The 25892-nt window shown below is 39.9% G+C and carries 21 protein-coding genes and 2 other annotated features (1 of these 23 running past the window's edge); of the genes, 3 read left to right on the forward strand and 18 right to left on the reverse strand.

The window, feature by feature from the left end; all coding sequences use genetic code 11:
* Nucleotides 1-53 precede the first annotated feature (53 nt).
* Entirely contained in the window at nucleotides 54-1322 is a 1269-nt protein-coding gene (gene hisS / locus V6670_RS15475) for a histidine--tRNA ligase (protein WP_141905039.1), read from the reverse strand.
* Nucleotides 1323-1576: 254 nt separating this feature from the next.
* Nucleotides 1577-1819, reverse strand: a binding site (T-box leader).
* 164 nt (nucleotides 1820-1983) lie between these two features.
* Between hisS and V6670_RS15480 the strand changes: the two genes are divergently transcribed.
* Complete coding sequence (locus tag V6670_RS15480) at nucleotides 1984-3567, forward strand: SH3 domain-containing protein (protein ID WP_141905038.1); 1584 nt, start codon at nucleotides 1984-1986, stop codon at nucleotides 3565-3567.
* Nucleotides 3568-4058: 491 nt separating this feature from the next.
* On the opposite strand, the gene V6670_RS15485 is transcribed toward V6670_RS15480, so the two are convergent.
* Nucleotides 4059-5465, reverse strand: a complete 1407-nt coding sequence (locus V6670_RS15485; RefSeq protein ID WP_058845150.1) for an AbgT family transporter — start codon at nucleotides 5463-5465, stop codon at nucleotides 4059-4061.
* Between the two features lie 562 nt (nucleotides 5466-6027).
* Between V6670_RS15485 and V6670_RS15490 the strand changes: the two genes are divergently transcribed.
* Nucleotides 6028-7383 carry a lytic polysaccharide monooxygenase gene (locus tag V6670_RS15490; RefSeq protein WP_338651599.1) on the forward strand — a complete coding sequence of 452 codons (1356 nt, stop codon included), beginning with the start codon at nucleotides 6028-6030 and terminating at the stop codon, nucleotides 7381-7383.
* A gap of 345 nt (nucleotides 7384-7728) precedes the next feature.
* On the opposite strand, the gene V6670_RS15495 is transcribed toward V6670_RS15490, so the two are convergent.
* The 8 genes from V6670_RS15495 to V6670_RS15530 form a co-directional block, all read right to left on the reverse strand.
* On the reverse strand, nucleotides 7729-8829 hold the full coding sequence (locus tag V6670_RS15495) for an alpha/beta hydrolase (RefSeq protein ID WP_338651600.1): 1101 nt from the start codon (nucleotides 8827-8829) through the stop codon (nucleotides 7729-7731).
* Nucleotides 8826-8972: a hypothetical protein gene (locus tag V6670_RS15500; protein WP_338651601.1), complete on the reverse strand. Its 147-nt coding sequence runs from the start codon at nucleotides 8970-8972 to the stop codon at nucleotides 8826-8828. Before V6670_RS15500 ends, V6670_RS15495 begins: the two co-directional genes overlap by 4 nt.
* Before the next feature lie 130 nt (nucleotides 8973-9102).
* Nucleotides 9103-9318 (reverse strand): DUF2642 domain-containing protein, encoded by a 216-nt coding sequence (locus V6670_RS15505; protein WP_036124402.1) that lies wholly within the window; start codon nucleotides 9316-9318, stop codon nucleotides 9103-9105.
* A gap of 71 nt (nucleotides 9319-9389) precedes the next feature.
* Nucleotides 9390-9830: a D-aminoacyl-tRNA deacylase gene (gene dtd / locus V6670_RS15510; RefSeq protein ID WP_036124403.1), complete on the reverse strand. Its 441-nt coding sequence runs from the start codon at nucleotides 9828-9830 to the stop codon at nucleotides 9390-9392.
* Nucleotides 9831-9865: 35 nt separating this feature from the next.
* The gene (locus V6670_RS15515; protein ID WP_036124404.1) at nucleotides 9866-12061 is read right to left on the reverse strand and encodes a bifunctional (p)ppGpp synthetase/guanosine-3',5'-bis(diphosphate) 3'-pyrophosphohydrolase; all 2196 of its coding nucleotides are present in this window, start codon (nucleotides 12059-12061) and stop codon (nucleotides 9866-9868) included.
* Nucleotides 12062-12266: 205 nt separating this feature from the next.
* Nucleotides 12267-13181, reverse strand: coding sequence for a pseudouridine-5'-phosphate glycosidase (locus V6670_RS15520; RefSeq protein WP_036124405.1), 915 nt, complete (start codon nucleotides 13179-13181; stop codon nucleotides 12267-12269).
* A 4-nt stretch (nucleotides 13182-13185) separates the two neighbouring features.
* Complete coding sequence (locus tag V6670_RS15525; protein ID WP_036124406.1) at nucleotides 13186-14277, reverse strand: carbohydrate kinase; 1092 nt, start codon at nucleotides 14275-14277, stop codon at nucleotides 13186-13188.
* A 119-nt stretch (nucleotides 14278-14396) separates the two neighbouring features.
* Nucleotides 14397-15647, reverse strand: coding sequence for an MFS transporter (locus V6670_RS15530; RefSeq protein WP_141905034.1), 1251 nt, complete (start codon nucleotides 15645-15647; stop codon nucleotides 14397-14399).
* Nucleotides 15648-15836: 189 nt separating this feature from the next.
* Here V6670_RS15530 and V6670_RS15535 point away from each other — a divergent pair, with 189 nt between their 5' ends.
* On the forward strand, nucleotides 15837-16295 hold the full coding sequence (locus tag V6670_RS15535) for a MarR family winged helix-turn-helix transcriptional regulator (RefSeq protein ID WP_058845308.1): 459 nt from the start codon (nucleotides 15837-15839) through the stop codon (nucleotides 16293-16295).
* A 451-nt stretch (nucleotides 16296-16746) separates the two neighbouring features.
* On the opposite strand, the gene V6670_RS15540 is transcribed toward V6670_RS15535, so the two are convergent.
* From V6670_RS15540 to V6670_RS15575, 8 genes are all read right to left on the reverse strand, one after another.
* On the reverse strand, nucleotides 16747-17259 hold the full coding sequence (locus V6670_RS15540) for an adenine phosphoribosyltransferase (protein WP_141905033.1): 513 nt from the start codon (nucleotides 17257-17259) through the stop codon (nucleotides 16747-16749).
* A 35-nt stretch (nucleotides 17260-17294) separates the two neighbouring features.
* The gene (gene recJ, locus V6670_RS15545; RefSeq protein WP_141905032.1) at nucleotides 17295-19613 is read right to left on the reverse strand and encodes a single-stranded-DNA-specific exonuclease RecJ; all 2319 of its coding nucleotides are present in this window, start codon (nucleotides 19611-19613) and stop codon (nucleotides 17295-17297) included.
* A 164-nt stretch (nucleotides 19614-19777) separates the two neighbouring features.
* Nucleotides 19778-20569, reverse strand: a complete 792-nt coding sequence (gene trpA / locus V6670_RS15550; RefSeq protein ID WP_338651602.1) for a tryptophan synthase subunit alpha — start codon at nucleotides 20567-20569, stop codon at nucleotides 19778-19780.
* Nucleotides 20566-21777 (reverse strand): tryptophan synthase subunit beta, encoded by a 1212-nt coding sequence (trpB, locus tag V6670_RS15555; protein ID WP_338651603.1) that lies wholly within the window; start codon nucleotides 21775-21777, stop codon nucleotides 20566-20568. Before trpB ends, trpA begins: the two co-directional genes overlap by 4 nt.
* Entirely contained in the window at nucleotides 21777-22391 is a 615-nt protein-coding gene (locus V6670_RS15560) for a phosphoribosylanthranilate isomerase (RefSeq protein WP_141905029.1), read from the reverse strand. The genes trpB and V6670_RS15560 overlap by 1 nt, the downstream gene beginning before the upstream one ends.
* A complete protein-coding gene (trpC, locus tag V6670_RS15565) occupies nucleotides 22388-23179 on the reverse strand; it encodes an indole-3-glycerol phosphate synthase TrpC (RefSeq protein ID WP_338651604.1) in 792 nt (263 codons plus the stop codon). Before trpC ends, V6670_RS15560 begins: the two co-directional genes overlap by 4 nt.
* On the reverse strand, nucleotides 23176-24207 hold the full coding sequence (trpD, locus tag V6670_RS15570) for an anthranilate phosphoribosyltransferase (RefSeq protein WP_141905027.1): 1032 nt from the start codon (nucleotides 24205-24207) through the stop codon (nucleotides 23176-23178). The genes trpC and trpD overlap by 4 nt, the downstream gene beginning before the upstream one ends.
* Nucleotides 24207-25574 (reverse strand): chorismate-binding protein, encoded by a 1368-nt coding sequence (locus tag V6670_RS15575; RefSeq protein ID WP_338651605.1) that lies wholly within the window; start codon nucleotides 25572-25574, stop codon nucleotides 24207-24209. The genes trpD and V6670_RS15575 overlap by 1 nt, the downstream gene beginning before the upstream one ends.
* A 99-nt stretch (nucleotides 25575-25673) precedes the next feature.
* Nucleotides 25674-25892 (reverse strand) — a binding site (T-box leader) (it continues 27 nt past the right edge of the window).

Genomic DNA, 25892 nt, shown 5'->3' on the forward strand with positions numbered 1-25892 from the left:
TCCAAAATATCTTCATTTTATGTAGCATCTACTAGCAATGCCCTGTATCTGTTTTAAGATTGTTGTGATAAATAATTCACTAGCTCTGAGAATGCCACTTTGTGCTGTTCACCAGATTCCATATGTTTCACGGCAGCTGCTTGCTCTTCAAGCTCTGTTTCGCCAAGAACGATTGTGTATTTTGCACCTAGACGATCCGCTGATTTCATTTGGGCTTTCATTTTACGATCTAAATAATCCATTTCTGTCGCAAGACCCTTTGCACGGAAAGTACTAGTTAGCTCTACAGCCTTTTGCTTGGCTTCATCGCCCATTGCGATAATATAAACATCTAGTCCTGAAGCGGTATCTAATTCAACGCCCTCTGCTTCAAGTGCTAATAATAAACGCTCAATACTTAATGCAAAACCAATACCCGGTACATCTGGACCGCCAATTTCTTGCACTAGCCCATTGTAGCGTCCGCCTCCACATAGTGTTGTAATGGCACCAAAGCCAGCTGCTGTAGACATAATTTCAAATGTTGTGTGATTGTAATAATCAAGCCCACGTACAAGATTTGGATCCACCTCATAAGAAATGCCTAATGTATCTAAATACGATTTCACCTGACTGAAATAAGCAGCTGACTCCTCTGTTAAGAAATCAGTTAGCGCTGGAGCCGTTTGCATTAATGGATGCTCACGATCCACCTTACAATCTAAAATTCGTAATGGGTTTTTTTGCAAACGATTTTGACAGTCAGAGCAAAACTCTTGAATATGTGGCTCAAAATGCTGTAATAAGGCTGTACGGTGAGTATTACGCGTTTCTTTATCACCCAGTGAATTAATCACTAGTTTTAAATCTTTTAAGCCAGCTGATTCATAAACATCCATCGCAAGAGCAATGACTTCCGCATCAATTGCAGGATCTGCTGAACCAATGGCCTCTACTCCAAACTGTACAAATTGACGATAACGCCCAGCCTGTTGACGCTCATAGCGGAACATTGGTCCTAAGTAAGAAAGCTTAACGGGCTGATCTGGAGCACCAAACATTTTATGTTCTACGTAGGCACGTACGACACCAGCCGTATTTTCAGGACGTAATGTTAGTGAACGTCCCCCGCGATCCTCAAATGTATACATTTCCTTTTGCACAACATCCGTTGTTTCACCAACACCACGCGCAAACAAATCCGTTTGCTCGAAAATCGGTGTGCGAATTTCGTTATAACGATAAACACGACAAATATCACGAATAATCGCTTCAACCTTTTGCCATTTTTCAGATTGACCTGGCAAAATATCTTGTGTCCCTCGTGGCACTTTAAAACTCATGTAAATCCCTCCTATATCGATTGCTTATGATAGAGCAGCTGTCATTCCACTTGGAGCGGAGGCATGCTTCGATTGAGCAGTTTCCATTCAGGTTGGAGTGTGGTTACACCTTCAATGAGCTGTCTTCACTTTGATTAGAGCGGGTTCGCAACTTTGATGAGCAGACTCACCACCTAAAACCGAACCCATCCCTTTTCTCAAAAGAACCTCGCAGTTTTTTCGAACAACAAAAAAGCCCCCGTCACCTTGCCATAGCAAGGGACGAGAGCTGTATAAGCTTCCGCGGTTCCACCCTAGTTGACACAATTAATTACATGTGTCCTCCTCGTAATCGGATAACGGCCGATTCCGTTTTTTCCTACTAAGCACTGCTTTTCAGAAAAAAGCCTCTCAAGTGTTATTCGCATGATACATTTTTGTAGGAAAGATTGCAGCCTAAGTCTTTCCCTCTCTGTTCCAATAGAGGTATACGCTACTTGCTTGGTCATAAGCGATTAATCATTTTTCGATTACCCTTTATGTTAGTCACTAGCCATGCCAATGTCAACTGTTTTTGTATTTTTCATAGGGCTATAATGAAAATAACAAATTCCGTTACCATTTTACCACGAATTTTATGACAAAAGCATGGTAAAATAGCACAAGGAATAGGAGGAATCTGATGAGGACAAAAATTTTACATAGTATAATCATATTCGTACTAATGGTAACGATTGCGATGCCAAATAAGAACTTTGTTCAAAGAGCTTCCGCTGACACCAGCGATCTAAAAGTCGCTGGAACGATTCTTCATTTGCGTGAGGGTCCTGGATTATCATATCCCATTATTACGACATTAGAAGAAGGCGATCCTTTAACCTCTATCGGTCGTGAAGGTGATTGGATTCAAGTAAAAGCAGGTAACTATGAGGGCTGGGTTGCTTCATGGCTGACGGCTCCTACAAGTGCTAAACAGGCCATCGATAAAACCGTCATCTCACAAGTTGACCGTTTAAATATACGAACAGATCCAGATATTTCTTCAGCTGTTCTTGGTCAACTTTCTACAGGCAACCAAGCCAACCTTATTGAAGAAAATGCTGAATGGGCAAAAATTGATTGGAATGGACTTACGGGATGGGTTTCAAAGGATTATGTCACGATTAATGATAATCCTAAAAAAGAAACAGAAGCTAAAGATGATGCCGTAGAAGTAACTACAACCACAACACCTGTTAACAAGGACACAACTTTTACTATTTTAGTAGACGTCCTCAATGTTCGTAAAAAACCAGACTTGAATGCTAAAAAAATCGGCACTGCTAAAAAGGGTCAAGCCTTTAAAGTAATTGCACATGAACATAATTGGGTACAAATTCAGTACAATGATAAAAAAACAGGCTGGGTTTATAGCTTTTATGGTACTTTCTCCAATAAAGTTAAAAGTACATCCAAAACTTCCTCTTCCAAAGAGTTGGAATCTGTTACCATAATCTATAATGGGACAAACTTACGAACAGATGCCTCAACAGCAGCTGAAGTGGTCGAACGGGTAGATGCTGGCTTAAATTATCCAATTGTCGGCGTAAAAAATGATTTTTATGAAATTCAATTAGACGAAGATAAAACAGCATTTGTTGCAAACTGGGTTGTAACAACAAGTTCTAATAAAACGATGATTCCTCAAAAGGAAAAAGAAGAGCCTCGTAAAAAAGGGACATTAAGTGGGTTAACAATAGTTGTTGATGCTGGCCATGGGGGAAATGATCATGGCACAACGGGTCAACGTGGTACAGAGGAAAAAGGCATTACGCTGAAAACAGCTACTATGCTTGCATCCAAGTTAAGTGCGGCTGGCGCCAATGTAGTCATGACGAGGGAATCAGATGAATATGTGGCATTGCGTAAGCGTGTATCGATTGCCCATCAATATGAAGCAGATGCCTTTATTAGTCTCCATTATGATGCAACAGACGATAGCTCTATTAACGGCTTCACCTCCTATTATATGAATAGTAATCAAAAAGGGCTTGCTGAAGCGATTCATGATGGACTATCAAGTAAATTAGAGTTAAGAGATCGTGGCACACAACAAGGTAACTATTTAGTCCTACGAGAAAATCGTCAAAAAGCAGTCCTTATTGAGTTAGGCTTCTTAAGTAATTCAAGTGAAGAGCGTGTCATCACCACAGCGAAGTTCCGTGAACAGGCGACTCTCGGTATTTATCAAGGAATCCTCAACTACTTTAATGAGCAAGAGGAATAATGAAAAAAGATCATGTCAAAGGCAGAAAAAGCAACTTTGCAAGGGGAGGGGGAGATTTCCGTTCCGCCAGCGTCCTTTCCAGGGGGCGTCCGATGAGCCGCTTCACTCACTTACGCTCGCTCCAGGGTCTCATCTGTGACGCTAAATCCCCTAGGAGTGACGCTGGCTCCACTCCAATCAACCATTCTGCAAAGAGTCTTTACTTTTTTTCATAGTAATATAGCGATTAAATAGCCCATTATTTGTATTCTTAGAGGGAATAAGCTCTTATTATTAATGTAGAGAAGTGATGCGTGACAACACCTCTCCATAAAGAGCAGTGAAGACCTTCACTTTATTTGAAAACCTTCACTAAAAAGGTAACACTTTTGTAGGTTGGAATGGAGTCAAGTAGCCTGCAACGGAAATCCATTTCTACCTTCCAATTGACTGTTTTGTTTTTCAACACTAAGAAAAAAGCTGCGGATGCTATCCACAGCTTTTTTCACGTATTAAGAAACCCCTATTGCTACCGCAGCAATTAACGCCAGGCATGCAATCACTGCCCAGCCAAGAATCATCTTCCAAATAAATTTGATCCACTTTTCATAGGGAATGCCTGCAACCGCTAAATAGGCCATTAAGGCAGATGAAGTAGGAATAATAGAGTTCGTTAAGGAATCACCATATTGGAAGGCTAATACAGCCACTTGTCGTTCTAACCCTAATAAATCGGTAATTGGTATCATAATCGGCATTGTTGCGGCTGCCTGTCCACTACCAGATGAAATAAATAAATTTAACAGTGCTTGAATAAATAACATACCGATTGCACTGATAGCATGTGGTAAATGCCCAATTGTTTCCGATGCCGCATAAACGATAGTATCGATAATTTTCCCTTGCTCTAAAACAACCGTAATCGCACGGGCAAAACCTACAATTAAAGCACCAAATGTTACAGCCTTCGCTCCTTCAATGAAGGAATCAAAAATAGTTGCAGGTTTCAACCCACCAATTAGCCCTGCAATTAACCCCATAATTAAAAAGGATGCGGTTAACTGTGTTAAGAACCAGCCCCAATTAAATACACCATAAATATTAAAGCCAATTCCACAAGCCATCACAATAAATACAAATTTATGCTTTCCTGTTAATGTAGGAATGTCAATAACGGATACATTAGATTTAGCTTTTTGCTCGATGTCGTAAATAACACTTGCCTGTGGATTCTTTTTCACCTTAAAGGCATAGCGAGATACATAGAAAATAGCAAATCCTAACACAAAAACATAGACAACTGCACGGAAGCCGATCCCGGAGAATAACGGTACATCTGCTAATGATTGTGCAACACCCACCGTAAAGGGATTAAGCATCCCTCCAAAAAATCCACTGGCCGCTCCAAGTGTGATCATGGCAGTCCCTGTCACAGCATCGAAGCCCATCGCACGTGCAATGGCTACACCAATCGGTACGAAAATAATTGTTTCTTCGGCCATCCCCATTGTAAAACCACCAACAGAGAATAAAATCATTGATAATGGGATAAGTAATTTTTCTCTTCCCTCTAAAGCTTTTACCCCTTTATAAACACCAGCTTCAATGGCACCCGTGGAACGAATAATCCCAAAAACACCACTGACTAAGAAAATGTAGAAAATAATTTGAGCCCCTTTTTCAAGACCCATTGGAATAGCTGTAAACATTTCAAAAAATGAAACTGGATCACTCTCAATATGATGATAGCTTCCATCTACAACGAGCATTCGCCCTTCCTTATCCTCTATTCGTTCAAACTCACCTGCTGGAATAATATAGCTTGCAATACCTGCTAAAAAAATAATAGCAAAAATAATGGTATATGTATGAGGTACTTTCAGCCAGCTTCTTTTCTTTACACCCTGTTCATTTTCCATGACATCACCCTCCTTTTAATCAATTTAGACATTTGCATTATATTGTCGCTATATGTCGTTAATTGAAAATAAATATACATGAGTTCAAATTTATTGTAAAGTATTAATTTTCTATTATTTCAGAAATTCTATTTGGTTGTTGTCATATCAAGCTTTCTCAGACGACCCTGCTGATAAGGATGCTTATCCTCTGCTAGCATAAAATATTCATACTCGATTAATCGGATAATTATGCGTTCAGCAGAGCGCCGTGACTTGATTATTGCGACCAAGGTTAACAACTTCTATAGCTTCATTTCACGAATGAGAAGAGTAACTGTACGTAAATTGACAAATTTTAATAGATTTGAAGATTTTATTATAATACCTAATTATTTTTAATAGAAAACAATCCTCTAAAGTAAGATATTTATCCAATTAAGGTCTATATACTCATTAATTTTGCAACAAAAGTTATTTTCACAACAAAACTATTATCCTACAAAAACAGACTTTGAATAATTTTATATATATTGCTATCATACTAGTTGCTATCCAATTCCAACAAAAGGAGACTAGTTAAATGAATACTAAATTCGCAAAGAAGTTAAGTAAAAAGGGAATAAGTGCTGCCATATTAGCAGCAGGAATCATGGGTATTTCAATGGCACCTAATGCATATGCCCATGGATTTGTTGAAAAACCAGCTAGCCGAGCTGCTTTATGTAGTCAAAATTATGGAGCACTTAATTTAATGTGCGGAAACATAATGTATGAGCCACAGAGTTTAGAGGCACCTAAGGGATTTCCACAAAGTGGGCCGGCTGATGGAAAAATCGCATCTGCTGGAGGTCTGTTTGGTGGCATACTCGATCAACAAACCGCTGATCGTTGGTTTAAGAACACGATTACAGGAGGTTCAAATACCTTTACATGGAAGTATACAGCGCCACATTTGACAAGCAAATGGCACTATTATATTACTAAAAAGGGATGGAATCCAAATAAACCATTAAACCGTGCTGACCTTGAGCTAATGGCAACTGTAGAACATAATGGTTCTGCTGCATCGAATAATTTAACTCATACAATTAACGTGCCAACTGATCGTAGTGGTTACCACATTATTCTAGCTGTTTGGGATGTAGCTGATACTTCAAATGCATTCTATAATGTAATCGACGTTAATTTAGTGAATAATGGAAATGTAGATATAGAAGCTCCAACTCAGCCAAATGGATTACATACTACGAAAGTTACTTCAAACAGTGCCGAGCTAAAATGGAGTCCTTCTACAGACAATGTGAGTGTAAAAGAATATCAGATATTACGTGATAATAAAGTAGTTGGAGTGGTACCAGGAACAATATTCACAGATAAAAATTTAAAACCGAGTACCAAGTATACATATACGGTAAAGGCAGTGGATGCAGTTGGGAATGTTTCTAATGAAAGTGAATCGATAGTTGTAGAGACAATGCATACAGCTCCAGATACAGAAGCACCAACGCAACCGACTGCACTTCACACAATGGGCGTTACATCTTCAAGTGTAGACTTAATGTGGAGTGCATCAGAGGATAATGTAGCAGTTGACCATTATGTTATATATCAAGGAACACAAGTAGATCAAATATCTGTTGTTGGAACATCAAAAACTACATCATTTATGGACACGAATCTCCAATCGAATACAACATATATGTATGCAGTAACTGCAGTGGATGCGGCTGGAAATGAATCAATTAAAAGTTCAATTTTAACTGTGACTACAAAAGATCTAGGGGCTTCTTATGAGCAATGGAGTCCATTTAAGGCATACACAAAAGGAGATAAGGTTGAGTACCAAGGAAAGATTTATGTAGCCGTTCAAAGCTATCAAGGATACGGAGATCCAAATTGGATAAACGCATTGTCTTTATGGAAAGAAATTGAGTAAAAAGTAAAGTCCTAGTATGAGATTGTAGTGATTGAAAATATCCTTTTAAATCAACAATCGTTTTATTTCAATAGATTATAGCTATAAATTCATTTTAGAAGTTAAATAAATTCATACAAAGGCCATCGAGAAGTCGCTCTCGATGGCTTTTGTCATTTTTCTTTCTCTTTAATTTCCAATATTTAGTAAAATATTACCGTATCCAACCCCTGCACGGAGTGGAAGCGGAGAGGCGCTCGCCCACAGGAAAGCAAGTAGCCCATGCATGCGTATATACTAATTCAATCGCTTGCATTATTGATTCTGCTTCCACAAGTTAAAATTAACAAAAGTAAAAAAGCCACATTATAAGGAATTGAAAACCTTTTTTACCCATTCAAGAAACTCTCTCATATAGTGTTCCTGCTTAAAGCCATGATTCTGACCTTCTACTACAATTTCAGTAATATCCGCATCTGCTACTCGTGCAGATTGAATATATTCTTTTGGCCCTTTTACCCCAACAGCTAAATCATTCGTCCCATAAGCAATAAACTGAGGTATATTTGCTGTGCTAAAATGTTTAGATAGATCTGTCTGATTCAAAAGCTCTTCACGCACTTCTGGACTTCTCACATCTTCATCTTTAAAAGAAGCAAAGAGCATAGGCACATTATAGCGATAGGTCAATGCTGGATAAATCATAGCTGCAGATACTACTTGATCATCTACTGCATCGATGTCATCAAGCTGATAACTATCAGGAAACAGATTTTTCCCCTGAATGAGATTAATAAAGCTACCGGTTTGAAAACCACCAGCGCTAAAACCGATCAATCCAATTTTATCTGGATGAATACCATAATCATTTGCATGATAACGTAGATAACGGACAGCCCGCTGAACATCCAATTGGGGAATAGGCCATTCATATGGGTTAGAACGATAGTGTAGAACGAATGCATTGATACCTGCCTTATTTAATGATTCAGCTACTTCTTTTCCTTCAGCAGTTCCACCATCCATTTCCTTAAAGCCATAGCCACCTCCTGGAATAATAATGATGGCACTGTCACTGTTTGACCTCGTATAAGGAATCAGATATGGTTCATCTTCATAGGTAGATTTTTCATAGCCCCCTACAATTTCATGGACATATGTAAAGGTATCAATTGCAGCTTCATTGTCTTTATATTCTTCTCCCACAATACTAATAGAAAATTTGAATGTCGCTAAGAGTCTGTTAGGATTACCCTTAATATTCATATCGTCTAGCTTACTTCCAGAATGATTTCCTGCAACTTCTTCTCCCCAAATTTCAACCTTATGTTCAATATCCGCAACTGGCTTGCCTGGTTTATTCCCAAATGGATTAATCTCAAGAATAGCGTATCCACCCCCTATAAACAAAGCGAAAATAGCTAGAATTATTCCCACTATCTTGGCTATTTTCTTCATTATGTTCATAATGTATAACCTCCTTTAAACATATTCATGACAGTATTAAATAGTATTTTAGCAGCCATTACTACTTGTTTCTTAGTTGAGTATAATTCTAGTCGCTTTATGACTGATTTCACAAGAGACATACCAAAAGTGTTTTTCTCCATGAACGATCCCTGCTTCTGCCCTCAAACCAATACAAACTCAATATTCTAATAATTAAATTTATTCATTGTACCTTAAATTATAAAAAAAGAACCTTCTATCATCTTTTATGATTCGAAGGTTCGTACTTCATCAATTTTTTGTAGTTTCCAATGTAACCCATACAATTTCCTCCATTCGAATGAAGAAAGGGGTACGATTCATCTCAAGGATCATATGGTCAGGTAGTATGGATAATAAAATACCTTTTTGCATCGTTTTTTCTGTTTGCACCACTACTGCCTGGCCAATCATCATGTTAAGTGTTTCGTATAAATATGGATTAGATCTACTCCCTATCTGCGTCAAGTTCAAGACACTCCTTCCTATAAAACTAACCATACTCATTAGTATATGAAGGATTTATAGGAAATGTTCCATTATTTTGATTCTAGAAGTATTGTTACTGGACCATCGTTGATTAGTGCAACATCCATCATTGCACCAAAAATACCTGTTTCCACATGTAAGCCGAGCTCACGCAATGCTTGATTAAAAGCTTCCCACAGCGGTTCGGCTACTTCTGGTCTAGCTGCACTGATGAAACTAGGACGATTTCCCTTTTTTGCATCCCCATACAATGTAAATTGTGAGACGGATAAAATTGCGCCTCCATGCTCTAGGATCGAATGATTCATTTTTCCTTCCGCATCTTCCCAAAGGCGTAAATTAGCTACTTTTTTCGCTAAATAAGCGACATCCTCATGTGTATCCTCATGTGTAATGCCTACTAAAAGAACATAGCCATTATCAATCGCTCCTGTGACAGTTCCGTCAACCGTTACAGAAGCAGCTTTACTGCGCTGTAATACTACTTTCATGCATTAAAACCCCAATTCTATGTTGTTGCCAATCATTAATTGATGACACGCTGCACCGAATAAATATCAGGTGTTTGTTTAATACGCTCAACAACCTTATGCAAATGTGAAATGTTTGAAATGGAAATCGTTAAATGAATTGTCGCCATTTTATCACGATCAGCACGACCACTGACTGCTAAAATATTTGTTTTTGTTTCACTAACAATTTGCATAATTTCATTTAAAATACCAGGTCGATCAAAGGCTGACACTTCGATATCCACTGGATATTCTTTTTTCTCAGGGATGATTCCATGCTCCCATTCCACTTCAATTAAGCGTTCTTGCTCATCCTCAATTTGAATATTTGGACAGTCTGCACGGTGTACAGAAACACCTCTACCTTTTGTAATAAAGCCTACAATCTCATCACCAGGTACAGGCGTACAACAACGAGAAAGTCGAATAAGCATATTATCAATGCCCTTGACAATGACACCAGATTCCGTTCGTTTTTGCGGAATTGGATTTTTCATTTTTTGTTCGATTTTCTCTAAAGCTTCTTCCTGCTCACGCTCTTTACGACGTTTTTCTGCTAAACGATTAACCACTTGCTGTGCAGTAATGCCATTCACCCCTACTGCTGCATACAAGTCCTCCTCATTCGTATAGTTGAATTTATCACATACACGTTTGAGGTTTTCTGATGACATCGTTTCCTTTAAATCGAAATCCTGAGCACGAATTTCCTTTTCAATCATTTCTTTCCCTTTGATGATATTCTCTTCACGTAAATGTCGTTTAAAGAATTGCTTAATCTTATTTTTCGCCTGTGAGGATTGTGCTATTTTTAGCCAATCGCGGCTCGGACCAAAGGATTGCTTAGATGTTAAAATTTCAATGATATCGCCGGTTTTCAGTGGTGTATCAAGTGGCACCATTTTCCCATTGACTTTTGCCCCAATCGTACGATTTCCGACCTCTGAATGGACACGATAGGCAAAATCGATGGGCACAGAACCCGCTGGCAATTCGATGACATCGCCTTCAGGTGTAAATACGTAGACCATATCAGAAAATAAATCAAATTTTAAGGATTCCATAAATTCTTCGGCATTAGAAGATTCATTTTGGAATTCTAAAATCTCACGGAACCATGTTAATTTTTGATCGACATTTTGCTTTTGATGATCAACATTTTTGCCCTCTTTATACGCCCAGTGTGCCGCAATCCCGTACTCTGCAATTTTGTGCATTTCCTTCGTACGAATCTGAACCTCTAATGGATCACCATAGGGTCCAATAACGGTCGTGTGTAAGGACTGATACAGGTTTTGTTTTGGCATGGCAATATAGTCTTTAAAGCGCCCTGGCATCGGTTTCCAGAGGGTATGCACAATCCCTAAAACCGCATAGCAATCTTTAATACTATCGACAAGTACACGTATGGCTAATAAATCATAAATTTCATTAAATTGTTTCTTTTGGAGCACCATTTTTCGATAAATACTGTAAATATGCTTTGGACGACCATAGATATCTGCTTCAATTTCAACCTCATTAAGCTGTGACTTCATCTCAGCCATGACATTCTCTAAATAAGCCTCACGCTCATCACGCTTTTTCTTCATCAAACTGACAATACGATAATATTGTTGTGGGTTTAAATAGCGAAGTGCTGTATCTTCAAGCTCCCATTTTACAGTCGAGATTCCCAGACGATGTGCAAGTGGTGCAAAAATTTCTAGCGTCTCTTTCGAAATGCGTCGCTGCTTTTCAGCAGGTAAATGCTTTAACGTACGCATATTATGGAGACGGTCTGCTAGCTTAATTAAGATGACACGAATATCCTGTGCCATAGCTACAAACATTTTTCGATGATTCTCTGCCTGCTGCGCCTCTTTTGATAAATATTTAATTTTCCCTAGCTTTGTCACACCATCAACAAGCACGGCTACTTCTTCGCCAAATTCCCGTACCAAATCATCCCGCGTAAAATCCGTATCTTCGACAACATCATGTAAAAAACCTGCCGCTACTGTTTCCGGGTCCATTTGTAATTCAGCTAGAATACCTGCCACTTGTACTGGGTGAATGATATAAGGTTCACCAGAGCTACGGAATTGCTCAATATGGGCATCCCTTGCTAATTCATATGCTTTTTTCACGAATGTGACATTTTCATCATTCATGTAGGATTTGACTAACTCAAAAACGTCCTCAGGAGTCAAAATTTGCTCTTTCGCCATAACATGTCCACCTTGCTCGTCAAATTTTTCAGATTAGATATAAACTTAATTGTATAAAATTTTGTAGCCTATTGTAAAGAGACTGTGTCATTTAGTTTAGTTAATCTCGTGAACAGTTCGAAAAATGGAAAAAATATTCTTCTTTTTAATGAAAAAGACCCTTTGCGACAGGATGTCACAAAGGGTTCTTGTTTCGACAAATGAATTAGTGTAATTGATTGTAGGCAACAGCAATTTTTGCACCAACGACTGCATTGTTTTTCACTAATGCAATGTTCGCATCAAGACTTTTACCTTCTGTTAATTCTTTTACTTTACCAAGTAAGAATGGTGTAACGTTTTTACCTTGAATACCATTCTCTTCAGCTTCAGCTAAAGCTTTTTCAATAATGTTTGTAATAAATGCATGATCTAATGCTTCAGCTTCTGGAATTGGGTTGGCAATGACAGCGCCACCTTTTAACCCTAATTGCCATTTCGCAGATAGCATTGCTGCAATCTCCTCTGGTGTATCAAGCTGGAAGTTGACATCGAAACCACTTTGACGTGTGTAGAATGCTGGTAATTCATCTGTACCATAACCAACTACTGGTACCCCTTTTGTTTCAAGGTATTCTAATGTAAGACCAATATCTAGAATAGATTTTGCACCCGCGCAAATAACAGCAACATTAGTTTGTGCTAATTCTTCTAAGTCAGCAGAGACATCCATTGTTGTTTCAGCACCACGGTGTACACCACCAATACCCCCTGTTACAAAGATTTCAATGTCTGCAAGTTCAGCACAGATCATTGTAGCTGCAACTGTTGTCGCACCTAATTTTTTTGTTGCAAGTAAGTAACCTAAGTCACGACGTGAAGCTTTTGCAACGCCTTGTGAATTTCCAAACATCTCTAGCTCTTCATCTGATAAACCGATTTTGATTTTGCCATCTATTAAGGCAATGGTTGCAGGTACTGCACCATTATCGCGAATAATTTGCTCAACTTCACGCGCAGTTTTCACATTTTGTGGATATGGCATACCGTGTGAAATGATTGTAGATTCTAATGCCACGATTGGTAGACCTTTTGCTTGTCCTGCTTTTACTTCTTCTGATAATACGATGAATTCTTTCATGTTGTTATTCCTCCATTTCATTTTTTAACAAATCTACTGATAATTCAGGTCTTACTGTATAAGGAGATGCCAATGTATTTTTAGCATTTGTTAACCCTGCATCAATACATGTCTCAAAAGACTGACCTGTCAACCAACTGTGTATCACAGCGCTGACAAACGCATCTCCGGCTCCTGTAACATCTTCAATTTTGTTGATCACTTTCGCAGCGAAATGACGAGGTGCAATCGTCGTAGATGCTGCATAAACACCCTTGCTACCAGCTGTGATAATGACATGTTCAGCACCTAGTTGTAAGAGCTGTTGTAATGCTTTTTCATAATGGGTAGCATTTTCAATTTTATGTCCAACAATTGTTTCTGCTTCATCCGTGTTACAAATAAACCAAGTTACGCCTTGTAATGTTTCAGGTAGTCGATTCATTTTTGGCGAAGATACCGGCACAATGACTAATGGAATAGCACGAGCAATGGCTACTTGCTGGATATACGCCACTGTTTCTTTCGGGCAATTTAAATCCAAAATAAAGCAACCAGCATTCACTAGCATTGTTTCATGCTTTTTCAACAAACTCGGTAACAGCAGGTCATAAACCTCCATATTGGCTACAGCTAATGCTAGCTCACCTTGTTCATCCATAATAGCTGTATAGGAACCCGTAGAAGCCTCAGCTAGCTGCTCCACATAACGTAGATTCATAAAGGATTCCGAAGCTTCTTGGATCACTTGCCAATCAGCATCTTTACCAGCCGTTGTTAATAACGTCACTTGATGGTTTAATCTGCCTAAGTTTTCAGCAATATTTCGACCAACTCCACCTACACTAAAAGAAGAGCTGGCAGGGTTAGATGTTCCAAATTGAACATTGCCCTTCACATGGAATTTTCGGTCTAAATTGGCTCCCCCAATGCAAATAATTTCATTTTCCTCGGGTAAAATATAAGCACGACCTACAATTTTTCCTTGCTTTGTTAAACTAGACACTAAATTAGCAAGCACGGGACGGGACAGATTCATTGTATCTGCCATCTCTTGCTGAGACATAAACGGGTTTTGGCGAATTAAAGCAAGCACCGCCTGTTCTCTTTCATTCATAGCATCACCTTTTATTATATTTGTTTATATTATAAACTTTTGTTTATTGAATGTCAAAATAATATTGATAAAAAAGTTGAACCTCTTTCTGTCGAGGTTCAACTTTTTCAGTCGACTGTTTATCCTTGCTGAGGCGTTTGTTTTTTTACAATGATAACGAATAAGCTTGCCAATGCACAGAATAGGCCAGCAAGGAAAAAAGCCCATGTATAGGAATTGAAAAATTTATAAATCAACCCACCCCCATACGCAGCAACTGCCGCTCCTGCCTGATGTGAGGCGAATATCCATCCGTAAATAATGCTGCTTTTTTGCATCCCAAAAATTTGTCGTGCAATGCTGATAGTCGGTGGTACTGTGGCAATCCAATCAAGTCCATAAAAGATGCTGAAGATCGTCAGTAAAACATAGGAGCCCTGAGCGAGTGCATAAGGGAGTAGCAAGAGAGAAGCTCCCCTTAACAAGTAATACCAAAATAATAGCCAACGATTATCAAAGCGATCCGATAGCCAGCCAGAAGCAGTCGTGCCTAATAAATTAAACACCCCCATAAAAGAAAGAAGAGATGCAGCGGTTACTAGCGGAACGCCAAAGCTAATACAATATGACACAAAGTGAGTTCCGATTAATCCACTTGTCGAAAGACCACAAATGAAAAAGCTGCCTGCTAAGAGCCAAAATGCTTTGACTTTAACTGCCTCTGCTAAACCAAGAAATGCCATACTAATTGGATTCTTCTTGGGCTGTACTTGCGGTTCTTCTATAATCTCATCATGACCGTAAGGGGTTAGGCCAATATCTTGCGGCTTGTTTTTAATAAACATAGCAATCATGACGAACATCATGGTACTCAGTAGTAGGATCAACCCCATTGCCCATCGCCAAGAATAATGTTCAATAATAATGGCTAGCACTGGCAGTAAAATTAATTGACCTGTGGCTGTACTAGCCGTTAAAATCCCAACTGCCAGCCCTCTGCGTTTAACAAACCAATGATTCGCTACATAGGGACTGAGCACCGTTAAAAAAAGGCTCGCACCAAGCCCAATGATACCTCCCCAAATAATGATTAACTGCCAGGATTGGCTCATCCAAAAGGTTAAGGTCATTCCTACTATTAAAGTAGACATGGCACTAAGCATCATTTTCTTTAAGCCAATGACTTCAAGCAGCGCCGCCATAAATGGTCCAGATATGCCATATAAAAATAAACTTACAGCAAATGCTAAAGCAATCGTTGAGCGATCCCATTGAAATTCTTTTTCGAGGGGATCAAGGAAGACACCAGACGATGACATTGTAATCCCTGCTACAATAATCGAGAAAAATGTGACAATCAAAATCAACCAGCTATAATGAACTCGCTTCATTCTAACACCTTCTTTTCTTGTGAGATGCATGACAAAACATGTATATACATGTTTTGCGGTCTATTTATTCCATTTATATGTATATACATGTATAATGATAATAATCGTTCCTATAGCTGTCAAGCAGTCTTTTCTAGCTCTTAGGTGTATACTTACAATTAGTAGAATCCCCTCAAAGGAGTACTGACGATGAAGAATCAACTTAAAACAATCGATTATACACAAATCTGTGTTTGTGCAAACCTTAGAAAAAAAACAAGGGTTGTCACACAATTATATGATAAGCTGCTACAGCCCACTGGTTTAAAGGTTACACAATATTCCATGCTGGCCCATATCGACCTTCAGCAAGCTGTCTCAATTAGCCGTTTAGGTGAAATTTTACAACTTGATCAAACGACTGTGACCCGTAATATTAATCTATTAAAGCAACATGGCTATGTTGAATTAAAGCGAGACACAAGCGATGCGCGCACTAAAAAGATTACGCTCACTGAAAAGGGATTAGAAAAGCTGCATGAAGCCGCACCCATTTGGCAAACGATTCAAGATAGAATCATCGAAGATATAGGGATCGAAAAATATGCAGATTTCTATGATACCTTGCGCACAATGCAAAAGATCATCCAAGCATATGATGAAGATTAAAAAGTACCTACTTTATTGAGCGCTTCAAACTGCAAACAACAGCCATCGAAAAGTTCACCTCGATGGCTGTTGTCATTTTTTCTTCTAATTACTTACCAAATATAGAGTGGCATGATTAATATTTGGGCATCCATAAGCTAAGTAAATGTTTTCTACATAAAGGATAAATAGCAGCCTCTAATTTCGCTCAAATGATATAAATTGATCAACCATTACCATTTCTAATTGTTCACGTTTATTGATTTAATTTTCCGTATTCAGCTTTCATCAGCTTAAAAGTTTACGGTTAATCAACACAGTAATAGGGAAGAAGTTGGATGGAGCGAGGAAAGCAACTCGGCCCGTATCGGCTTTACTGTATTTCATTGTAAAAGAAAAAGACTGTAGGCAAACTCGTAATTTCTTGAGTTTGTCTACAATCTGAAGTGCCCACTATGGTAGACGCTTTCTCTTAATATTGAATAAGTGTTTTAATATTTAGATCTCCAAGCTTTGCACGACCATTTAATTCTAAAAGTTCGATTAGAAAGGCACAGCCTACTACCTGACCACCTAATTCTTCTACTAAACGAACAGTTGCTTCAACTGTCCCACCCGTTGCTAGTAAATCATCACAGATTAAAACCTTTTGACCAGGCTTAATCGCATCATGATGCATTGTTAACGTATCTTTACCATATTCAAGACCATAGTCTGCACTAATAACCTCACGTGGTAATTTACCTGGTTTACGAACAGGTGCAAAGCCAATTTCAAGTGCATAGGCAACTGGGCAACCGATGATAAAACCACGAGCCTCAGGGCCAACTACAATTTCAGCTCCCACTTCTTTTGCATATTCTACAATTTGGTCTGTTGCATATTTGTACGCTGGTCCATTATCCATAATTGTCGTAATATCTCTGAAGCTAATGCCCTCTTTCGGCCAGTTTTCAACTGTTGTAACATATTGCTTTAAATCCATGTTATTGCTCCTCCTACGAAACGCTGTACGTCCGTTTATGTTAATCGTTCATCAAACCATTGTTTTAATTCTATATAAGGAGCATAGACAAGCTTTTGCTCCATTTCAATCTGTTCTGAACGTTGTTTGTAAGACGGTGCCTCTGTTAGTGCTTGTTTTGGGGCATTCACGTTGACAGTCGTCAGTCCACTCTCCATTTTAACAAAACCAAGCTCAAAAAACACCTGTGTCATAAATTTTAATACATCCAATGGCCAACCTGTATGCTTTGCTAAATCTGCTATATGCATATCAAGCGGAAAGGCTGGTCGATTTTTCAAAAATTTATAATACCAAGAAAATTGCTCACGAGTAGGTAAACCACTAAAGTATTGCGAATCAGGCATATAAAAATGCGCATAAATACGTGAAGGTGTCGTCTTCTGTAGCACCTCTTCTAGTCTTTGAACTTGTTGTGGCAAATCTAAGAGCACAATATAATCACTTTGTTCCACATTTGATAGTGCTGGGTCAACTACTGTAATAGGAGCACCAATCAATGATTGATAATACGCCATCGTTGCTGGACGAAAGGCAATAAACTGTGCCTCATCCTTCGGTACCGTATTAAGCCAGCGCGCAGTTTGACGGATACCACGAATATCAAATAGCTGCCATTCCGTTGTTTGGACATCCTCGATCATAAATTGGGCTTTTTTACGTCCCTGCCATTCATTAATTTGTAAATCGCCTATAAAGGATATTTTAATGCCATACGTTAATTCATCATGTAAATGCCCTTTATTAAAGCCGACACTATCCAATTTATCATAGCCATTTGTTAATTCCATTTTAATATGATTCTCAGCTGCTCCAATTTTACGCATAGATGAGATTTCAACATCCTCAAGTACGTAAACAGGCTTTGGAAAATCTGTTCCAAATGGTCCTAGTGCTGAAATTTCTTCAATAGCATCTGCTGAAACTTCATCGATGCTTAACGGAATATCAATATGGACGATCGGTGTTAGTTGCTCCTCTGTTAAACATTCTCTTGCCTGTGCATCCAAGCGTGTACGTAGTTCATCCACATGCTCTAACGATAAAGTCATGCCTGCGGCCATAGGATGTCCACCAAAATGCGGTAAAATATCTCGGTTTTTAGCTAGTTCATTATATAGATGGAAGCCTTCAATGCTTCGAGCGGAACCCTTTGCTGTGCCCTTTTCAGGATCAAGTGAAAGGACAATGGTTGGACGGTAGTACTGCTCAACAAGTCGTGAAGCAACTATTCCAACAACGCCTGCATTCCAGCCTTCCCCCGCCACAACAAGAACTAATGAATTGCCGATTTTTTCATCCGATTCAATAAGTGCAATGGCCTCATCTGTAATGCTTTTCACAATATCTTTGCGCTCTGTATTGCAGGCATTAAGCTGCTTTGCCAATGCGCTTGCTTTAGCACTATCATCTGCCAATAATAACTCGACTCCTGGAGCTGCTTCTCCGAGTCGACCAACAGCATTTAATCGAGGACCAAAATAAAAGCCAATTGTCTCTTCCGTAATTTTTGCCTGCTCTGTACTGGCTATATCACACATTGCTTGTACCCATGGACTAAGGGAACGACGCATTTCCTGTATACCTCGCTTCACGAGATAGCGATTTTCATCCACTAAAGGAACTAAATCGGCTACAGTTCCAATCGCCACCAATTCCATTAAATGGATTGGTAGTTCACCATATAAAGCATGTGCTAACTTAAAGGCTACACCTACTCCAGCTAGCTCTCCAAACGGATAATGTCCTTCTGGTAATCGAGGATGAAGAATAATATCTGCTGGCGGTAATTCCTCACCTGGCTCATGGTGATCGGTCACAATGACATCCATGCCAAGCTCTTTAGCCACTCGAACAGGTTCGATACCAGATATCCCGTTATCTACTGTAATGATTAACTGTACACCCTCTTCATATGCTTCACGAAATAATGCTTCATGTGGACCATAACCATGGATAAAACGATTGGGGATTTTAAAGGATACATCCGCTCCAAGATCTAGTAAAACATTTAGCATAACAGTCGTGCTTGTGACACCATCGGCATCATAATCGCCATAGACTAAAATCTTCTGCCCATTTTCTAATGCTTGCTCAATTCGTGCTACTGCTTCAGCCATACCGTACATAAGAAATGGGTCATGGACATTTGCCTCAGTCATATTTAATAAGCTTTCTGCTTCAGCCGTTGTTTCACAGCCTCGTGCTGCTAAAATTTTTGCAGCAATCGCGGAAAGTTGTAAGTCATTTTGTAATGCTTGTACAAGTGTGGCATCTGGACGCTCCACCTGCCATCTTTTTTTCGATAGAATCATCTTCTCACTTCCTTACGAAAGCTATTATACCGAAATTCTATTGGATACGCACTATCCGTTAGATTGATAGTTTTATCCATCAATGTGAAATTTCTATCCGCCCCTTTTACTGATTAATCCATCAGTTTAAACTTACTATCCATCTAGCAGTAAAAAAGCCTACTCTATAGAGTAGACTTCTCGAATACACCTTTTGAAGCGGCCACTAATGCTGCCACGGTGGCCATATCTTCTTCATGCAATGCTGTTACAATAGCGCTACCAACAATAACTCCATCTCCCAATGACCCCATCCTTTTCACTTGCTCAGGTGTTGAAATACCAAAGCCTGCAAGCACAGGGATTGGACTTGCTTGACGTAGACTTGCAAAATGCTGCTCTAAGTTTGCAGCAAAACGGGACCTTGCCCCTGTAATTCCATTCACAGTCACTGCATAAACAAAGCCCTGACTAGCTGCTGCAATACGAGCAATACGCTCAGGAGGGCTTGTTAAAGAGACGAGTTGAACAACGTCAATGGTATATGGGTTTAATGCCTCCCGTAATAGAGCACTTTCTTCTAATGGAACATCTGGTACGATTATTCCCTTAACGCCCCCAGCTACACAGGCTTTTGCAAAAGCCTCTAAGCCATACGCTAACACTGGATTGAAATAAGTCATGACAACTAGAGGTACCGTGATTTCATCTCTAAATGAAGTGAGCGTTTGCAATACCTTCGTTAATGTTACGCCAGCTGCGAGTGCACGTTCTCCTGCCCGCTCAATTGTTGGCCCATCTGCAACAGGATCTGTAAAGGGGATACCTACTTCAATAGCTGTCACACCTAGCTGCTGTAGTGTTAGGATGGTTGGCTTGATCGTTTCTAGCCCTCCATCACCTGCCATGATATACGGAATAAAGGCTTTATTTCCTGCTACCTTTGCTTGTTCAATTGCTTGTTGTAACGTCGTCATTTGCCATCTCCTCCTAGTACCGCCCTAACCGTGTGTACATCCTTATCTCCGCGACCAGACAAGCACACTACAATGATCTGGTCTTTCGGCATGGTTTTAGCAAGTTTTGCTGTGTAAGCAATAGCATGGGAACTTTCAAGCGCAGGAAGTATCCCCTCTGTTCGACTTAACAATTGTAAGCCTTCTAGTGCCTCAGCATCTGTGATGGCATCAAACTGCGCTCGACCGATATCATGTAAATAACAATGCTCTGGCCCTTTTCCAGGATAATCTAACCCTGCGGAAATCGAATGTGCTTCTTGGACAAAGCCATTTTCATCCTGTAATAAATACATGTAAGCACCATGCAATACACCTAATTGTCCACCTGCAATTGCCGCAGCGTGTTTCCCCGTTTCAAGACCACTCCCTGCCGCCTCTACACCATATAAAGCGACTGATGCATCATCTACGAACGGATGAAACATACCAATTGCATTACTGCCGCCACCAATACAAGCCACAACAGCATCAGGTAAACGACCTTCCTTTTGCAAAATTTGCTTTCTCGTCTCTACCCCAATGACACGCTGAAAGTCTCGAACGATTTTAGGAAATGGGTGAGGTCCTAAGGCAGAGCCTAAAATATAATGCGTATCCTCAACATTTGTCACCCAATAGCGTAGCGCTGCATTCACAGCATCCTTTAAAGTTTTAGAACCACTTTCCACCGATTGAACCTTTGTGCCAAGCAACTCCATGCGAAAAACATTTAACTGCTGACGTTTCATATCTTCCGCACCCATAAAAACAACACATTCTAGATTTAATAAGGCACAAGCAGTAGCCGTTGCCACACCATGCTGTCCTGCACCTGTTTCAGCAACAATTTTCTTTTTGCCCATGCGTTTGGCAAGAAGCGCCTGCCCAATCGCATTGTTAATTTTATGTGCACCTGTATGATTTAAATCTTCACGCTTTAAATAAATCTTAGCTCCTCCAAGTGCGCTCGTTAAATTTTCTGCGTAATAGAGTGGGGTTTCTCGCCCTACATACTCCTGTAAATAATAGGATAGCTCCTCTGTAAACATTGAATCCTTCATCGCTTCTTCATAAGCTGTTTCTAATTCTAGTAAAGCTGTCATTAATGTTTCTGGCACATAACGTCCACCAAATTGTCCGTAACGACCTTCCTTAGTCGGTACATTAGATGCGATTGAATTTCCCATTATTCGCTCCCCCTCTTTACTGCCTGCAAAAATGCCTGTATTTTTATAGAATCTTTGACTCCGTCTGTTTCCACGCCACTTGATACATCCACCATTACAGGAGCAACACTTGAAATGGCCGCTTCAATATTGTCCACATTGAGACCACCCGCTAATAATAATTTCTCTCGTGGAATACCTACTTCCTCAAGTAACGTCCAATCAAAAGTATGACCGCTACCACCTTTAAAATCTGTTCCAGGCGCATCAAATAAATAATAATCTACCTGATAATGAACAGCTGCTTGAACATCCTCTCTTCCTCGTATCGACAATGCCTTAATGGCTGGATAGCCTTGCTCCTGAATAAATGCTGGCGTTTCCTCTCCATGATATTGCACATAGTCTAAAGGCACTCGCTCTACCGCTTCCTTTAATTCAGCTGGTGTGGGATTGACAAAGACACCTATTTTCAAAACGCCTCGTGGTACCTCTTTCGCTAACCGTTGGGCTTGCTCAACAGTTACACGACGTTTACTTGGTGCAAAAACAAAACCAATGGCATCTGCGCCAGCATGAACAGCTGTTTTGACATGTTCTTGTTCTTGTAATCCACAAATTTTGACTTTTGTCATATAGGAGCTGCCTCCTTTTGTACCTGTAAACATTGTAGTGCTTGCCCCGCGTCTTCACTGCGCATCAATGCCTCCCCTACAAGAACGCCACTAGCTCCCATTGCGGCAACTTGATTGGCATCTTCCTGTGACCAAATACCACTTTCACTAATTAATACACGTTGCTCACTGAATGGGAAAACTTCGGCAATTTCTTTTGTCCGTTGTAGACTAACCTCAAAGGTACGTAAATCCCGATTATTGACACCAATCAACCTTGCATCTACTGCAAGAGCACGTTCAAGTTCCTCTGTATCGTGTACTTCCACTAAAACTTCTAGGCCTAAGCCCGTTGCATAACTATATAAGTCGCGTAAAGCGTCATCCGTTAAGGCCGCCACAATTAATAAAATAATAGAAGCACCTGCTGCCTTCGCAAATCGAATCTGCACCCGATCTATCATAAAATCCTTACAAAGAAGAGGCGTATCAACAACACGAGCAACTGCTGCTAAATCTTCAAAGGAGCCTTTAAAAAACGCCTTATCTGTTAAAACAGAAATAGCTGCTGCTCCCGCCTGTGCATAGACCTGTGCTTGAGCAACTGGATCTGCCGCACCAGCGATGACCCCCTTGGAGGGCGAAGCACGTTTCATTTCAGCAATGACCTGTAATGTTGTGGCTTGACGTAATGTTTCGACTAATGAGGGTCGTGACTTTTCTGTAAAATTTGCTAAAGGATCTGGCTGCTCTAATAAAGCACCTATCTCAATTTTCTTTTGCTGCAGAATTTTATAGAGTATATTCATTGCCCTACCTCCACTTCTTTCATTTGTTCACTGTAAGTAATAACTGCTTCCAATTTTTTCAATGCTCTCCCACTAAAAATACTTTCCTTCGCCATCGCGACACCTTCTTTAATGGTTTCTGCTTGACCATAACCGAATAAGCCAATACCCGTATTTAATAACACCGTATCTAAGTACGCACTGTGCTCTCCAGCCAATATTTTTTTCATAATGACCGCATTGTCATCTGCATTGCCACCACGGATAGCTTCTAAAGGTGCTGCTTGAAGACCAACATCTTCAGCCGACAAGGAGAAGGGAATTAAATCTCCTCTATCTACTAGGACCAATGTATTTTGCCCTGCTAAGGAAGCCTCATCTAGCCCCTTAGGGCCTGAAACAACAATGGCTCGCCCCCGCCCCAGCATCTGTAGGACTGAGGCATATTCCATGACAAAATCAGGACGATTAATACCTGTGAATTGCGTAAATAATGGTACTGGATTGGTTAAAGGACCGACTAGATTAAAAATCGTTGGTTTTCCTAATGAACGACGAACTTCGCCGATTCGCTTTAATTTTGGATGAACATTCGGTGCATAGATAAAAGCGATTCCTTCTTTCTCTAGCAAGTCAATGGTTTGAGGTATGGAAATAGCTGTATGAATACCCAATGCCTCCAACACATCTGAGCTACCCGAGGATGAAGATATTTTACGATTCCCATGCTTTGCCATTTTGACACCTGCTCCAGCTAGTACAAAAGCAGAGGCTGTACTAATGTTGAAGGTATGAAGACCATCTCCACCCGTACCACAATTATCCATATAGTCGTCTTCTTTTACAGCTACATCACGTGCAAAAGAACGCATAATGGTTGCTAATGCTGCTACCTCGTGTGCTGTTTCCCCCTTCACAGCTAAAGCCGTTAAAAAACTGGCGATTTCCTCTTTAGGTGTCTCATCCTGAAATAGCCATTGCGCGACCTTCAGCATTTCCTCATACATCAGATGTTCACCTTGCACTACTTTCCGTTGTAATTGTTCCATCAGTTTCGCCCTCCATCGTTAATCAATAACTGTAAAAAACCTCTTTCTTCCTCTTGCACTTGCTGTAACACGTTAGGGATATTCGTATATTTAGTCATTGTTATTGTGGATTGCATATACATCGTTTCATGTTCAACTACAATGGATTGCGCTGTTAAAGCAAAATCCAAATGGCCATTGAATCCAATAAAGCCAAGTGCATCACCAAAAATACCTGCCATGTGTGACCCATTTTCTAAATAACGTGTCACCTGCCTCTTAGAAATCTCTGTAACTGAAAATGGTGGGATTGTTACTGCCAGTACATCCAAAGCGTGCAACATAGGTAAAAGTCGACCTTCTACTCTCGACGTCAAGTGCAGTGCCTGTTTTGACCTTTCAATACGCATGGCCTCAATGACCTGAACAGAGTCTCGAAAACAAACAGACTGTAATTTTTGCTGAATGGCACTAACGAGTATTGCATGTGAATTTCGAATGTCCATTTGTTCATATAAGGTGCGCTCATTTTTTAGGTCTTCACTTTTAGTCTCCCCACGTGGATAGGTGCCCTCCGTTGGTGTGGCTATCACTCGCTCCCCCTTCACTCGTATAAGGCTGTCAGGAGAAGTGCCTAATATAACGTGATCCTCAAACTCTACATAATACATATAGGGTGCAGGTTTTTTTTTGCGTAGCTGTCTGTATAAGGAAAACGCATCACCTTGAAAATTTGCTACATAATGCTTAGGCAGTACTACCCTTGTTATGTCATCATTTAACTTGGTTTGCATCGCCTGTAACTCTGCTGCAAAGGATTCATCCGTTGCCTTTTCTAATGCGTGATAATGATAAGTTGCTTCGTCATGAGCATCACCATTTAATAATTGTTGGGCCAGCACTTCCAAATCAGGTTGCTGTTTTTCCGCATCAATATTTGTATGAATCAGTGTCACTTCATCTGTTAAATGATCGAACACAATGATCGTTTCATACACATGGAAGTGCGCATCAGGAAGCCCTATTTTCTCGTCAGCGAACATCGTCGTTCCGCCATGACCTATATATCCAACAGCACCTCCTGAAAACGGAAATTGTGTCGTATTAGAGATACGTGGCATAAGTCGTTTAAGGAGGACAAAGAGCTCCCCTTTATGCACATATGTTTTTCCTGTTTTATAGGATATCTCCTGAATTTCTTGTCCCACACCTTTATAGGTTTTTCGTGGATTCGCACCAATAAATGAAAATCTGCCTGCTTCCTCATGTTGTGCAGAGCTCTCCAGCAAAAATTTATATTTCCCCTGTAAACGTCTGAAAATTAGAATAGGTGTTAAAGAATCGCCATTGACAGTTTTCATTTTTGTTCTTGAACTCGTTGTTTGCATAGCTTATAAGCTCCTTTTTAAAAATTCCTTTTGCTAATGTCTAGACGAATGCTGAAGCAAAATAAAAAAAGCCCTCTGCAAAAAGGATTATTCCTAATTGCAGAGGACGATCATGACCGCGTTGCCACCTCATATTAGAGCATATGCTCTCACTTTTGTGCTTTCTATGATGACCAGCTTCATTTTAGCCATACATTCAAAGCACCCCTATAACGTGGGGAATCACGTTCGCTTTTTAAAAGCGACTCTCATAAGTCCATTCACATAAGCTGTAAATCAGTTCACACCACCCACTGACTCTCTAAATTACATACCAAT

Source organism: Lysinibacillus sp. Y5S-8 (genome assembly GCF_036894365.1).
Taxonomy (GTDB): Bacteria; Bacillota; Bacilli; order Bacillales_A; family Planococcaceae; genus Lysinibacillus; species Lysinibacillus fusiformis_D.